This window comes from Arthrobacter sp. E1SS-5, assembly GCF_057073715.1.
In genome coordinates, this window is record NZ_CP172703.1 from 1,642,442 (window position 1) to 1,656,104 (window position 13,663).

Consider the following 13,663-nt stretch of genomic DNA (forward strand, 5'->3'; position numbering starts at 1 on the left):
TTCCAGACGCAACGAAAGGGTCCTCCCATGGCGGGAGGACCCTTTCGTTGTTGTGCGCGTCAAGGGCGCGGGGCTGAGTACATCTCTTCGATGACAGTTTCGAAGTCCTTCATGACCTGCGCCCTTTTCACCTTCATTGAGGGGGTGAGGTGGCCGGAGGCTTCGGTGAAGTCGGCCGCGACGATGCGGAAGGACTTGATGGCCTCGGCCTGGGACACGGACGTGTTGGCTGCCGTGATCAGGTCCTGGACCGCAGCTTTCACCACGGGGTTTTGGGTTGCCTGTTCCAGGGTGGTGTCAGCGGGGAGGTTGTGCCGCTGGAGCCAGCCCGGCAGGGCTTCCTGGTCCAGCGTTACCAGCGCCCCGATGAACGGCCTGTTGTCGCCCACCACCAGTACCTGTGACACCAGTGCGTCGGCCCGGATCTGGTCTTCGAGCAGGGCGGGGATGACGTTCTTGCCGCCGGCGGTGACAATGATTTCCTTCTTGCGGCCGGTAATCCAGACGAAGCCCTCGTCATCCAGCCGGCCGATGTCCCCTGTGTGGAACCAGCCGTCAGTGAAGGCTTCTGCGGTGAGGTCATCCCGCTGGTAGTAGCCCCGCATGACGCATACACCCTTGGCCAGGATCTCGCCGTCGTCGGCGATCTTCACCGCGTTGCCCGGCAGCGGCTTGCCCACCGAGCCGATCTTGATCCGCGACGGCGTATTAACGGTGATGGGGGCTGTGGTCTCGGTGAGGCCGTAGCCCTCCAGCACCTGCAGGCCGATGCCCTGGAAGAAGTGCCCCAGCCGCTCGCCCAGGGGGCCGCCACCGGACACCGCGTGTGCCACGTGTCCGCCCATGGCTGCCCGGAGCTTGCCGTAGACCAGCTTGTCGAACAAAGCGTGCCGCAGCTTCAGGCCCAGTCCCACCCGTCCGTCCTGGCGGGCCTTCGAGAAGGCGATGGCGGTTTCTGCGGCGCGGTGGAAGATGGCGCCCTTGCCGCCGTCCTCTGCCTTGGTCAACGCGGAGTTGTAGACCTTCTCGAAGACCCTGGGCACGGCAAGGATGAAGGTTGGTTCGTAGCTCTGCAGGTCGGCCAACAGGTTCTTGATATCGGGGGTATGGGCCACTGTGGTTCCGGCGGCCATGGCCAGGACCGAGATGTAGCGGGCGAACACGTGGGCCAGCGGCAGGAACATGATGGTCTTGGCCTTCTCATGGACGATCTCGCCGATGATGGCCAGGGCGTTATCCGAGAGTTCCACGAAGTTGCCGTGCGTGAGCTCGCAGCCTTTGGGCCGTCCGGTGGTTCCGGAGGTGTAGATGATGGTGGCCACGTCGTGGAGCCCGGCTGCGCTGCGGCGGGATTCCAGCTGGTCATCACTGACGTCCCGGCCCGCCTCGCGGAGGCTGTCCAGGCCGTTGCCCTCGAGCTGCCACACGTGCTGGACCGCCGTGAGCCCTTCGGCGGTGACGGCCTGGCGGATGACGTTCTCGTGGTGGGCGGACTCGCCGAAAGCGGCAACGGCACCGGAGTCCCCGAGGTTCCAGGCGACCTGGGAGGGGGAGGAGGTCTCGTAGATTGGAACGGAAACCGCGCCGGCGAACCAAATGGAGAAGTCCACCAGTGACCACTCGTAGCGGGTGCGGGACATGATGCCCACACGGTCCCCGGCGCCCACTCCGATGGCGATCAGGCCTTTGGCCAGCGCCCGGACGTCAGCGAGGAACTCGGAGGCTGGGACGTCGCGCCAGGAGCCCTCCGCGTCCAGGCGGGAAAACAGTGCCGGATTGCTGGGCTTCGCCGCCTGCCGCAGCACCAGGTCGGTGATGTTGGTTTCCGGCGGGACAACAACCAGGGGCGGAACACTGAATTCGCGCACTATAGCTCCTTTGATATCCGAAGTCCCGCGCAGGGGGTTGCCTAAAGACTAGTACCCCGGGCGGAACAGTGCAGTACATAAACCTACTGGCGAGTAACTTAGCCGTCAATGGATGCGGCGTGCGGCCCCATATGTCAAGACAATCCTGCCGCCCGCCTAGAATGGTGGACTATGTACGGACCGTTGCCCGGCGATCAGGCCGGCCCCCCGAAAAGACCGTCTCCCTGGCGCCGCCGTCCCGCCACCTACCGCGCCGGACAGCTCCACGGCGGATCCGGTGGACACCTCCGCCTGGGCCGCAAGGGACTGGCCATCGGTATTGATATCGGCGGAACCAAGGTAGCCGCCGGTGTGGTGGACGCAGAAGGGCGCATCCTCAGCGAGGCCCGCCGCTCCACCCCCGGAACGGATCCGCGCGCGGTGGAGCAGGTCATCGTGGAACTGGTGGAGGAGCTCAGCCAGGGGCACCGAATCTGGTCTGTGGGCATCGGCGCTGCCGGGTGGATGGACCTGGCTGGCGGAACCGTCCTCTTCAGCCCACACCTGGCCTGGCGCAACGAGCCGTTGCGTGAGAACCTCCAGCGGCTGCTCCGACGGCCGGTACTCCTGACCAACGACGCCGATGCGGCGGCATGGGCCGAGTGGCGCTTCGGTGCCGGCCAGGGGGAGGACCGGCTGGTCTGCATCACGCTGGGCACCGGTATTGGCGGTGCCATGGTGATGGACGGCCGGGTGGAGCGCGGCCGGTTCGGCGTGGCAGGGGAGTTCGGCCACCAGATCATCATGCCGGGCGGGCACCGGTGCGAATGCGGCAACCGCGGTTGCTGGGAACAGTATGCGTCCGGCAATGCCCTGGGGCGGGAAGCAAGGCTGCTGGCCCGGTCCAACTCACCGGTGGCGCAAGACCTGCTGGCGGCCGTGCACGGACATCCCGAAGCCATTACCGGCGCCATCGTGACCGAATTGGCATTGGCCGGCGACCGCGCTTCCCGCGAGCTGATCGAGGAAGTCGGGGAATGGCTTGGACTTGGTCTGGCCAACCTGGCGGCAGCCCTGGACCCGGGCCTCTTCGTGATCGGCGGCGGCCTCTGCTCGGCCGGCGACCTGCTGGTGGAGCCCGCCCGCAAAGCCTTCGCCCGTAACCTGACGGGCCGGGGCTTCCGCCCGGCCGCGGGCATCGAGCTTGCGGCCCTGGGTCCCAACGCGGGGCTCATCGGTGCGGCCGACCTGTCGCGCGTCAGCAGCCGCGTCCGCAGCTGACCGCGGCTTGTTGACGACGACTTAGCTGACGACGACGGCGGGCCGGGGCGCGCTACACCCTGGCGCCGTCGTCGTCCCCGTTCTTATCCTGCGGCAGCTTCATGATCAGGTACACCGTCCCAAGGACGAACGCGCCAACGATGCCGACAATCGCCAGCAGGGGCGCCGAGCGCCAGAACATCGCCGACAACAGCAGTGCCACGGGGCCACCCACGGCACCGAGCCAGGCCAACACGGTCAGCGGCTCGGTGCCGGCCAGGCTGGGCGGTTCCTCGGGCACGAACTCTTCGTCGCCGTCGTCCACCTCATAGTCCCTGGGACCCTCCGGGGCCCCGCTTGCGTCCTGCCCTTCGGCCTCCGCCTGGCGTTCGGCCGCGGACAGTTCGGCAGGGGCAGTCCCTGCCAGGCCCAGCGGATCGAAGTCGCGGAAGGAGGGCGCCTCCGGTGTTTCCGGGGTGGCTTCCGTCCCGGTGGCCTGCTGTTCCCCGGCACCGGGGGAATCGGGACGTATTGCCACCGTGTCCGACTCAAGCCGTGCCACCAAGTCCAGCCAGACGGCGTCGTCCTGGTTGGCCCCTTGGTCGGGCTGTTCCGAATCAGGCCTGTTCACCGCGCACCTCCTGTCCTGATCCTGCAGGGCTGGCCGGCGTTTCCTGCAGCACGCGCCGGATAAAGTCCACCGAACCCTCGAAGATGCGGTCGGCGTCGTTGTCCAGGGTGGCTACGTGGTAACTGTTCTCGAGCCGGACCACTTCAAGGGGAGCATGCACCAGCCCGCGTCTCAGGACGTCCATGCTGGACTCGGACACCACGTGGTCCACGGTGGAGCGGTAAACCTGGACGGGCGCCGTGACCCGGGGGAGGAGCCGGACGGTGTCCTTGAACATCTTATTCAGTTCATGGGCCGCGGCCACGGGGGTGCGTGCATAGGCGCCCTCATCCACCCCCGCCTTAAGGATGTCGTTGCCAATGGATGGGGTGCTCTTCAAAACCAGCTTGAGGAGTCCGGCCAGCGGCGCCCTCGGATCGTCAATCACCAGGCCGGGGTTCACCAGCAGCACACCAGCCACGGGCCGGGTGGCGGCAACGCGCAGCGCGAGGGCCCCGCCCATGCTCAGGCCGGCCGCGAAAACCTGGTCGCATTCGGCGTCCAGTTCCAGGAAGGCATCGTCCAGGGCGCCGTGCCATTGCTGCCAGCGGGTGCGGGCCAGGTCCTGCCAGGTGGTTCCATGCCCGGGCAGCAAAGGCATCCGGACAGCGAAACCGGCAGCGGCGAATGCCTGGGCCCAGGCGCGAAGGCCATGCGGACTCCCCGTGAAGCCGTGGGAGAGTACCACTCCCGTGCGGGGCCCCTCGCCGTTGAAGACGCTGCTGAACGGGCTGTGGTCCGGACCGGACGTCATGGCGTCTCCAAGGTAGTGGTGCGGCGGGCATGGCCGGCGAAGAATTCGCCCGAGCCGGCAAAGATGGCGGGCGCGTCAACGTCCAGAGTAGCCACATGTCCGCTGCTGGCAAGCTCCTCCACCTCCACGAGGTTCGCGCCCAACCCTTTCCGCAGCAGCGCCAGGGAGGTGGGCGGCACCACGGCATCCGTGCGCGACTTGAAAACCTGGACAGGGGCGTCCACGCTGGGCAGGCCGCGCACGGCGGCACGGAACAGTTTCTTCAGCTCGTGCACCGCAGACAGGGGAGTCAGTGCGTAGTCGCCGTCGTCGGTTGCGGGGGCACCGGTCCGGTCCTCCTGGAGGGGGACGGTGGTGCGCTGGACATACTTGAGGAGGCCGATGATCCGCACCCGCCAGTCGTAGAAGCTCAAGCCCGGGTTCACCACGCTGACCCCGGCCACTGGATGGCGGGCAGCGGCAAGCAGTGCGATGGCCCCGCCCATCGACAGGCCGGCGGTGAAGCAGGCGTCCGTCCGGCCGGCGAGGTCGAGGAAGGCCTTTTCGTAGCTGCGGTACCAGTCCTTCCAGCCAGTCGAGGCGAGCTGGCGCCAGTCCGTACCGTGCCCCGGGAGAAGGGGGACGGTGACGGCGTACCCCAAGTCCGCAAGGTGCTGCGCCCACGGCATGATGCTCAGCGGGCTGCCCGTAAATCCATGGCACAGGGCCACCCCGATGCGGGCATTAACACCGTGGCCTGGATAGCTGAAAGCGGCCGGACGGGGCGGAATGCTGCTTTCAGTCATGACTCCATCGTGTCACTGTTCCACCCAAATCTCACTAGAGTAGGGTTGCATTGAATCGCTGGCCAGGCCCGATGCGGGGACTGGAAGCTGCCTTCCGGAGAGGTTCACCACGTGTTCTATTGGGTCATGAAAAGGATCTTCCTCGGTCCGGTGATCAAGCTGCTTTTTCGGCCTTGGGTCAAAGGCCTGGACAACATCCCGGCGCAGGGGGCGGCCATCATAGCTTCCAACCACCTGTCGTTTTCCGATTCGATTTTCATGCCGCTCATGGTGCGCCGGCCTGTGGTCTTCCTGGCAAAGTCGGAATACTTCACCGGGACGGGCATTAAGGGCAGGCTGACAGCCGCGTTCTTCCGCCTCACCAACCAGCTGCCCATGGACAGGTCCGGCGGCGCGGCATCAGCCGCGTCCCTGAACGCGGGAATGGAAGTGCTCAACGCAGGCGGCCTGCTGGGCATCTACCCCGAGGGCACGCGGAGCCCCGATGGGCGGCTGTACCGCGGCAAGGTGGGCGTGGCCCGGCTTGCACTGCAGGCGGGCGTCCCCGTTATCCCTGTTGCCATGATCGGCACCGACAAGGTCCAGCCCATTGGCAAGCGGCTGCCCAACATTCGGCGGATTGGCATGATCTTCGGTGAACCCCTGGACTTTAGCCAGTACCGTGAGCAGGCCGAGGACAGGACGGTCCAGCGCTCGGTCACGGACCAGATCATGTCCACCCTGCTGCGGCTCTCAGGGCAGGAATACGTGGACGAGTACGCGGCCGTGGTGAAGCTTCGGCTGGCCGGCAAGCCCGGGGAAGCGAAGGCGGCAGCCGAGCCCCTGGCCGCCCCGGTGGCAGCCGGGGGAGAGTTCGTGCAGGACGCCGGGGCCGGCAGTCCCGCCGCCGGGCCTGAGGGCGTAGAGGACGACGCCGGCACAACAGCGGCGGGATAAGGGAACCTTCACAGGGGACACAGCCAAGTTGTGACGGGCACAGCCGGCAGCGTGACGCCCCGGTGCCCTCCGGCGCCGCCCTGCCGCTAGTCTTAGAGGGTGACTGAGCTATCTGCAAAACCCGCCTTTTCACTGTCCAGCACCGCCCAGAGCGGAGCGGCCAACTATCCAGGACTGGACCACTGGCGGGACCTTCCCATCTCCCAGCAGCCCAGCTGGCAGGACCGGGAAGTTTTTGATGCCTCCGTGAAGGAGCTGTCCGTCCTTCCGCCGCTGGTATTCGCAGGCGAAGTGGACGTGCTTCGTGAGCGGCTGGCCGCTGCGGCCCAGGGCAAGGCGTTCCTGCTGCAGGGCGGGGACTGCGCCGAAACCTTCGAGGCCGCTACCGCGGACAAGATCAGCGCCCGCGTCAAGACCATCCTCCAGATGGCCGTGGTCCTCACCTACGGCGCGGCCATGCCCGTCATCAAGATGGGCCGGATGGCAGGCCAGTTCGCCAAGCCCCGTTCCTCCAACGACGAAACCCGCGACGGCGTGACCCTGCCGGCCTACCGCGGCGACATCGTCAATGGTTACGAGTTCACCCCGGAATCCCGCGGGCACGACGCCTCCCGGATGCTGCGCGCATACCACACCTCCGCATCCACGCTGAACCTCATCCGGGCCTTTACACAGGGTGGCTTCGCGGACCTTCGCTCCGTGCACCAGTGGAACAAGGGCTTCACCGAGAACCCCGCGCACGCCCGCTACGAGTCGCTGGCCAGAGACATCGACCGTGCCATCAAGTTCATGGACTCCTGCGGGGCCGACTTCGAGGCCCTCAAGCGGGTCGAGTTCTTCGCAAGCCACGAGGCGCTGCTGCTGGACTACGAGCGGGCACTGACCCGCATCGACTCCCGCACCGGCTTCCCCTACGACACCTCCGCGCACTTCCTGTGGATCGGGGAGCGCACCCGCGAACTGGACCACGCCCACGTCGACTTCCTGTCACGCGTGCGCAACCCCATCGGCGTCAAGCTCGGCCCGTCCACCACCGGCGATGACGCCCTGCGCCTGATCGACAAGCTGGACCCGGACCGCGAGCCCGGCCGCCTGACGTTCATCACCCGCATGGGCGCCGGCAACATCCGCGAAAAGCTGCCGGCCGTCGTCGAAAAGGTCACCGCTTCCGGCGCGCAGGTCCTGTGGGTCACCGACCCCATGCACGGCAACACGGTCACCTCGCCCAACGGCTACAAGACGCGCAATTTCGACGACGTCATCGACGAAGTGCGCGGGTTCTTCGAGGTGCACCACGGCTTGGGCACGGTGCCTGGTGGCCTCCATGTGGAGATGACCGGCGACGACGTGGCCGAGTGCCTGGGCGGCGCAGACCCGATCGACCAGGATGCGTTCCTGGACCGTTACGAGTCCGTCTGCGATCCGCGGCTGAACCACATGCAGTCCCTCGAGATGGCCTTCCTGGTGGCCGGCGCCCTCGCCAAGCACTAGGGACACCACCGCTCAAGGTGGGCCGGCGCTGCCGGCCCACCTTTGCTATACCACGGTGATGGTGACCACCGAGCCCTCAGGAACCTCCCGGTCCACCGGCGACTGGTCCCGCACGGTGCCGAAGAAACCGCCGAGGATGTTGTTTACCCGGACCTGGAAGCCCAGTGCCTCCAGCGCCTTCCGCGCCTCGGAGGCCTGCTTGCCAATGTAGCTGGGGACGTTCACCATTTTGGGGCCCTTGGAGATGGTCAAGGTCACCGTCCCGCCTCTGGTGAGTGTCCCGTTGGCCGGGGATTGGCTGGCCACGTCTCCCTCCGGGACGTTCCGGTCGAACACCTCATCCGGGGCCACACGGGCAGTAAGGCCCGCTGCCTCGAGGGCTGCGACGGCATCATCCTCGGACTTACCGATGACGGAGGGAACTGCAATCGGCTGCGGACCCTTGGAAACCGCAATCGCCACGGGGGTGCCGTGGCGCGCGGGGGTGCCGGCTGCCGGGTCCTGCGACAGGACGATGCCCGCCGCCGCATCCTCATCGAACTTTTCGGCCACGGTCCCCAGCGCCATCTGCGCCGCGTTCAGGGAGCTCTTGGCCTGGTCCAGCGTGCCACCGGTGAGGTTCGGCAACGGAAACAGCTGTGGACCCTTCGACACCAGCAGGGAGACGGGCTGGAACTTCCGGATCTGGGTCCCCGCGGCCGGCTCACTGCCCACCACCAGTCCGGAGGGCACCTCGTCGTCGAACACATCGCTCGTCGTGGAACGGAAACCCACCCCGCTCAGGACCTGCTGGGCCTGGGCCACTGTCTTGTTGGCTACGGCGGGTACGGCGGCGGCCGCGCCGGGTCCCATGCCGAAAAACCATCCGGCGCCGGTGGCCAGCAGGGCGGCGAGGATCAGGACCAGGACCCACATGACGCCGCGCCGCCGCGGGTTTCCCTGCCGGAGCGTACGCACCGGAGTGGCAGCGGCCACGGCCCGGAGCTTTTCGTCTTCCTTGTCGGCACGGCGCTGGGCCCGTTTGCCCAGCCTGGGCGGCGGGGGAGACCATCCGCCGTCTGAATCGTCGTCGTCAGGCAATGCCAGCCCGGGACGCTGGTGGTAGGCCACGGGTGCGGTGTGAGCCTGACCTTCATCCGCCGTGTGCTGTCCGGGCGCTAAGTGCCCGGGCGGGTAAGGCGGCGCAGCAGGCCGCGAAGGCGGCAGGAACGTTGTCGGGTTGCTGGCGTGGGCCAGGACCTCGGTGTGGTGCTGGGACGCGGGACCAACTGCTGCCGGCGGCAGCAGGTCGAGTTCGGCGTCCGTGAGGTGGGTCCGGATATGCCGCAGTTCCTGAAGCAGCGCGTTGCCGTCCACCGGCCGGTTCTCGGGATCGTTGGCGGTGCACCATTGCACCAGTTCGTCCACCTCTCCTGCCAGTCCCGGCACCTGGTCCGACGGCGGCCCTACCGTCCCATTGACGTGCTGGTAGGCCACCTGGATGGGAACCTCGCCCTCGAAAGGCTGGCGGCCGGTCAGCATTTCATACAGCATGATCCCCACCGAGTAGACATCGCTGCGCTCGTCTGCGGGCTTGCCCAAGACCAGTTCCGGTGAGATGTAGGCCACCGTCCCGATCAACGCTCCGGTGCTGGTTGAACTGGTGACGGCACGGGCCAGGCCAAAGTCACCGATCTTGATCCTGCCGTCGTCGGCGATCAGGACATTTTCGGGCTTCACATCACGATGAATGAAACCGGCTGTGTGCGCCGCGCCCAGACCCTCCACCACGGGATCAATCAGTGCCAGTGCCAACCTGGGCGGCAGGGCGCCCCTGTCCCGGATGACATCCCGGAGCGTGTGGCCCTTGATGTACTCCATGACAAGGTAGGCCGTGGTGCCGTCATTGCCTTGGTCCAGGACGCCCACCACGTGGGGGTGCGACAGCCGGGCAGCGGCCTTTGCTTCCCGGCCCAGCCTGCCAAGGAAGTTCTCGTCAGCAGCAAGGTGCGGATGCAGCACCTTGAGCGCCACTTCGCGGTCCAGCCGCTGGTCCACGGCGAGATAGACAGTTGACATGCCGCCGCGGGCAAGCCTGGAGATGACTGCGTAGCGGTTGTCCACCAGCGTCCCTGCAACGGGGTCCGACACGTGTTCCTGCACCTTATGATCCTAATCCCGCAGCAAAACGCGCCCGAAACGAAAGCGGGTCCGAACCGGTAACGGTTCGGACCCGCACTACTGCACTGGTCAGTGTCAGGAGCTCACCTGAAATTCTTCTGGTGGGCCTTGATCGCTGCAAGGTACGCCTTGGTGTCGTCGTACATGCCGTACTTGCTCACCGAGTACTGGCCCTGGTAGTAACCGGCGATCGCCGTGTCCTGGTCCTTGCTGGTGGCCAGCAGCTGCCGGATGATGGCCACGCCGGCTGCGGCGTTGTCGTACGGGTCCAGCAGGTTCAGCTTCCGTCCCACCAGATCCGACGCCCACTGTCCGGAGCTGGGAATGACCTGCATGGTGCCGATTGCGTTCGCCGGCGATACGGCGCGCTGGTTGAAGCCGGACTCCTGGAAGGCAAAGGCAAGGGCCAGGGAGGTGTCCACACCCATGCGGCGCGCCGTGTCGGCAACGATGTTCTTCATCTCGTCCCGTGAGGGAACGGGTGAAGCGTTCAGCAGGGCCTTGTTTTCATTGGCCGAGCTGACAACCGCGGCCGGGTAGCTGAATCCGAGGAACGAGCTGGGCACCAGGGGGGCGGAAGCCGGCTGGGGTGCCGCGGGCTGCGCTGCCGGCTGGCCGGAACCACCGGGGATGACCAGTTTGCTGCCTGGATAAATGATGGTGCTCATGCTCAGCTTGTTGGCAGACAGCAGGTCCGACAGCTTTACCCCGTTGCGGGATGCGATGGCTGAGAGCGTGTCGCCGGCTTTGATCGTGTAGGACCCTGTTGCCGGCGCCGAGGTGCTGGCCAGGGCGGCGGGTGCAGGTGCTGGAGCCGCCGGCGCGGGTGCGGCCGGAGCAGGCGCGGAGCCGCCGCCAACCTTGATCTTCTGTCCCGGATAGATGATGGAACGCATGGAGAGGTTGTTCCAGGTGAAGACATCCGACAGCGCCACGTTGTGCCTGGCCGCGATGGCGCCCAGGGTGTCGCCGGACTTCACCGTATAGGTTGCCCCGGCGCCCGGCGCCGGGGCTGCAGGGGCAGCGGCGGGTGCAGGCGCGGGTGCTGCGGATGTGGGAGAACCGGACAGCTTGAGTTTCTGGCCCGGGTAAATGATGGTGTTGGCCTGCAGGTTGTTCAGCTTGAGGATCTCACCGGTGTCCAGGCCGAACCGGCCCGCGATGGCGCTGACCGTATCGCCGCGGACAATCGTGTACTCGGCGGGGGCCGCCGGCTGGGCCGGCTGGAATGCTGCCGGAATGGTGGTGGAGACAACAGAAGCGGGGATCACGGCGCCGGCTGCCTGCGCCTCGGCCTGGGCCTTCATTGCTGCTGCCAGGCTGCTGGGGATGCTCCGGGCGGGCTGCTGCGCTGCAGCGGGCTGGGCGAGGGCCAGGGATGACAGGACGACCGCTGGCAGTGCCGCGGTGGTGGCGGCAATCATCGGCAGACTCGGTTTGGGGGGCTGCTTGGGCGAGCGGGACATCGTCATCGGAAAGAATCCTCTTCTCAACTGCGGGTGCGGACGCGGACGGGGATGCCGCTGTCAATCTTGATACTACTGTGACTTAAGTTATTACTGTTACAACTGTGATGCATGTGAATCTCTCATGAATTTGCGATTAGCACAAGAAATTCCCGATGCCGTGTAATGCCTTCTTTTTGGGAGTGTCCGCAGGCCAGGGGCGGAATGAATTGCTTCGACTAGGCGCCGGGGCGGGCCGCATGGCAACCTTGATCCGTGAGTAATGTAGAAAACCTGGTGGGTGAGTGGTTGCCACTGCCCGACGTCGCCCGTTTATTGGATGTTTCCATCACCAAGGTGCACAGCCTTATTGATGAACGTGCGCTGGCGGCACTGCGGATAGGCGAACGGAAAATCCGGTCGGTTCCCGCCGAATTCATCCAGGACGGCCAGGTAGTGGACAGCCTTAAGGGCACCATTGTGGTGCTGGCCGATGCCGGTTACTCGGATGAGGACCTTATTGTCTGGCTGTTTACTGCCGACGAGTCACTGCGCGGCCGCCCCATTGATGCCCTCCGGGAAGGCCGCAAGACCGAAATCAGGCGCAGGGCCCAGACCCTGGCCTGGTAAAACGCCGCTTCAGGAGGCTCGGCTGACGGCCGCTTCAGCCAGCTTCCGCAGCGCGGTTTTGGGCAACTCGTCCAAGGGGAGCCCGTCAAGTGCCTCAAATGCCGCAGAGCCGAATTCACTAATAAGGACTTCGGTGGCCTGCAACGCTCCGGAATCTTCGATGATGCGCCGTATTTCCACGATGTCAGCGTCCGACAATTCAGGGCTGCCCAGGCTCGCATCAATGAATGCGGACTCCTCAGGGGAAGCTTGGTCCAGGGCGAGGGCCACCAGGACAGTGCGCTTTCCTTCGCGCAAATCGTCGCCAGCCGGTTTGCCGGTGGTGACCGGATCGCCAAACACGCCAAGCACGTCATCACGGAGCTGGAAGGCTTCGCCCAGCGGAAGGGCGAAGGCGGAATAGCCGCGGAGCAATTCATTCGATGCTCCAGCCAGGGCTCCGCCCAGGGCCAGGGGATGCTCGGTGGAGTATTTGGCGCTCTTGAACCGGATGATGGACTGCGCCCTTCCGACTGCTCCCGCCCGGTCGCGGACAGGTCCCGCCACTTCTTCCAGGATGTCCAGGTACTGGCCGGCCATGACCTCTGCGCGCATCAGGTTGAAAATCAGCCGCGCCCTGCTTCCCGACGCGGCGCGTTCGCCGATATCGGTAAACGCCTCCTCGCTGAAGGACAGGCATAGGTCGCCCGCAAGTATGGCTGCCGCCTGGCCAAACCGTTCGCTGTCCAGGGCCCAGCCCTGGGAGGTATGCAGCTGGCTGAAGCGCCGGTGCACGCTGGGACCACCGCGGCGGGTGTCGGAGCGGTCAATGATGTCGTCATGGATCAACGCGGCGGCCTGGAACAGCTCAAGCGCAGCACCGGCCGTGACCACCTGGCTGGCTCCGGCCTCGCCCCCTGCGCCACGCCAGCCCCAGTAGCACATCAGGGCACGGAGGCGCTTGCCGCCGGTGACCAGGTTCGAGATGGAACCCATGATTGGTTCGATATCCGGGGAGATGCCGGACATCACTGACTGCCGTGCGGTCAGGAAGCCGGTCAGCTCGCCTGCCACGCCTGCCACGAAGTCGGCTTGTTCATTCCGTAGCTGCTCTGCCGCCGTCACTTGGCTGACTCAGCTGCCACGTTGGCGCCAATGGTGAACGTGGAAACGCCGGCGGCTTCGACCACTGAGAGGTTCACGGTCTCGTTGTCACCGCGGACGAAATCCTTGGAAGCCACCCCGCCCACCTTGTCCCCGGGAACGGCCTTGAAGCCCTGGCCTTCCAAGGCCTTTGTATAGAAGTCAAGGACGGAGGCGGTGGGGGCTGTCACCGTCCCGACAAGGGCGGCGGTGGCGGGGGCGGAGGCCTTGTCGAAGCTGCTGGACACCACTGTTGCCCCGGTCATCAGGGGGAGGAGTTGCTGCGGAAAGCCCGCCACCACTGCGCCGACCGTTGCGGAGGTATTGGGCGACGCCGACGGGCTGGGGGAGGCCGTGAGGGCGGTCTGGGTGGCGGCAACGGACGGGGATGGCTCTGCCTGTCCGGATGGGGTCTGGCTGCAGGCGGCCAGGCCCAGCACCGCAGCAGCGGCAAGCGCGGCCAAGCCTGCTGGCTTAGGGATTCCAATAGCCGTCACAGAGACTTTCCTCCTAGTGTTGTTGGCAAAACCAGCCTCCAGTTTAGCCAGCCTCCGCTGCGCCCC

At 66.1% G+C, this 13,663-nt stretch carries 12 protein-coding genes; 4 read left to right on the forward strand and 8 right to left on the reverse strand.

Annotation, left to right across the window (positions count from 1 at the left end; translation table 11 throughout):
* Window positions 1–59: 59 nt before the first annotated feature.
* Window positions 60–1,868, reverse strand: coding sequence for an AMP-dependent synthetase/ligase (locus ACIGJD_RS07605; RefSeq protein WP_483688984.1), 1,809 nt, complete (start codon window positions 1,866–1,868; stop codon window positions 60–62).
* Between the two features lie 171 nt (window positions 1,869–2,039).
* Here ACIGJD_RS07605 and ACIGJD_RS07610 point away from each other — a divergent pair, with 171 nt between their 5' ends.
* Window positions 2,040–3,128, forward strand: a complete 1,089-nt coding sequence (locus ACIGJD_RS07610) for an ROK family glucokinase (protein ID WP_483688985.1) — start codon at window positions 2,040–2,042, stop codon at window positions 3,126–3,128.
* 52 nt (window positions 3,129–3,180) lie between these two features.
* Here ACIGJD_RS07610 and ACIGJD_RS07615 read toward each other — a convergent pair whose 3' ends face one another.
* From ACIGJD_RS07615 to ACIGJD_RS07625, 3 genes are read right to left on the reverse strand one after another with little or no spacing between them, the layout of a single operon-like run.
* Entirely contained in the window at window positions 3,181–3,738 is a 558-nt protein-coding gene (locus tag ACIGJD_RS07615; RefSeq protein WP_483688986.1) for a hypothetical protein, read from the reverse strand.
* Window positions 3,725–4,531 carry an alpha/beta hydrolase gene (locus ACIGJD_RS07620; protein WP_483688987.1) on the reverse strand — a complete coding sequence of 269 codons (807 nt, stop codon included), beginning with the start codon at window positions 4,529–4,531 and terminating at the stop codon, window positions 3,725–3,727. The genes ACIGJD_RS07615 and ACIGJD_RS07620 overlap by 14 nt, the downstream gene beginning before the upstream one ends.
* Window positions 4,528–5,316 (reverse strand): alpha/beta hydrolase, encoded by a 789-nt coding sequence (locus ACIGJD_RS07625; RefSeq protein WP_483688988.1) that lies wholly within the window; start codon window positions 5,314–5,316, stop codon window positions 4,528–4,530. Before ACIGJD_RS07625 ends, ACIGJD_RS07620 begins: the two co-directional genes overlap by 4 nt.
* Window positions 5,317–5,427: 111 nt before the next feature.
* Between ACIGJD_RS07625 and ACIGJD_RS07630 the strand changes: the two genes are divergently transcribed.
* Window positions 5,428–6,252, forward strand: a complete 825-nt coding sequence (locus ACIGJD_RS07630; protein WP_483688989.1) for a lysophospholipid acyltransferase family protein — start codon at window positions 5,428–5,430, stop codon at window positions 6,250–6,252.
* Between the two features lie 99 nt (window positions 6,253–6,351).
* Entirely contained in the window at window positions 6,352–7,743 is a 1,392-nt protein-coding gene (locus ACIGJD_RS07635) for a class II 3-deoxy-7-phosphoheptulonate synthase (protein ID WP_286403324.1), read from the forward strand.
* A 45-nt stretch (window positions 7,744–7,788) separates the two neighbouring features.
* On the opposite strand, the gene pknB is transcribed toward ACIGJD_RS07635, so the two are convergent.
* Together pknB and ACIGJD_RS07645 are read right to left on the reverse strand one after the other, a co-directional pair.
* The gene (gene pknB, locus ACIGJD_RS07640; RefSeq protein ID WP_483688990.1) at window positions 7,789–9,885 is read right to left on the reverse strand and encodes a Stk1 family PASTA domain-containing Ser/Thr kinase; all 2,097 of its coding nucleotides are present in this window, start codon (window positions 9,883–9,885) and stop codon (window positions 7,789–7,791) included.
* Between the two features lie 101 nt (window positions 9,886–9,986).
* Window positions 9,987–11,375: a lytic transglycosylase gene (locus ACIGJD_RS07645; RefSeq protein WP_483688991.1), complete on the reverse strand. Its 1,389-nt coding sequence runs from the start codon at window positions 11,373–11,375 to the stop codon at window positions 9,987–9,989.
* A gap of 249 nt (window positions 11,376–11,624) precedes the next feature.
* On the opposite strand from ACIGJD_RS07645, the gene ACIGJD_RS07650 reads away from it, so the two are divergent.
* The gene (locus tag ACIGJD_RS07650) at window positions 11,625–11,978 is read left to right on the forward strand and encodes an Rv2175c family DNA-binding protein (protein ID WP_483688992.1); all 354 of its coding nucleotides are present in this window, start codon (window positions 11,625–11,627) and stop codon (window positions 11,976–11,978) included.
* Between the two features lie 9 nt (window positions 11,979–11,987).
* Here the strand turns inward: ACIGJD_RS07650 and ACIGJD_RS07655 are convergent, their stop codons facing one another.
* Together ACIGJD_RS07655 and ACIGJD_RS07660 are read right to left on the reverse strand one after the other, a co-directional pair.
* Window positions 11,988–13,082 carry a polyprenyl synthetase family protein gene (locus ACIGJD_RS07655; protein ID WP_483688993.1) on the reverse strand — a complete coding sequence of 365 codons (1,095 nt, stop codon included), beginning with the start codon at window positions 13,080–13,082 and terminating at the stop codon, window positions 11,988–11,990.
* Window positions 13,079–13,597 carry a hypothetical protein gene (locus tag ACIGJD_RS07660; RefSeq protein WP_483688994.1) on the reverse strand — a complete coding sequence of 173 codons (519 nt, stop codon included), beginning with the start codon at window positions 13,595–13,597 and terminating at the stop codon, window positions 13,079–13,081. Before ACIGJD_RS07660 ends, ACIGJD_RS07655 begins: the two co-directional genes overlap by 4 nt.
* Window positions 13,598–13,663: the final 66 nt, after the last annotated feature.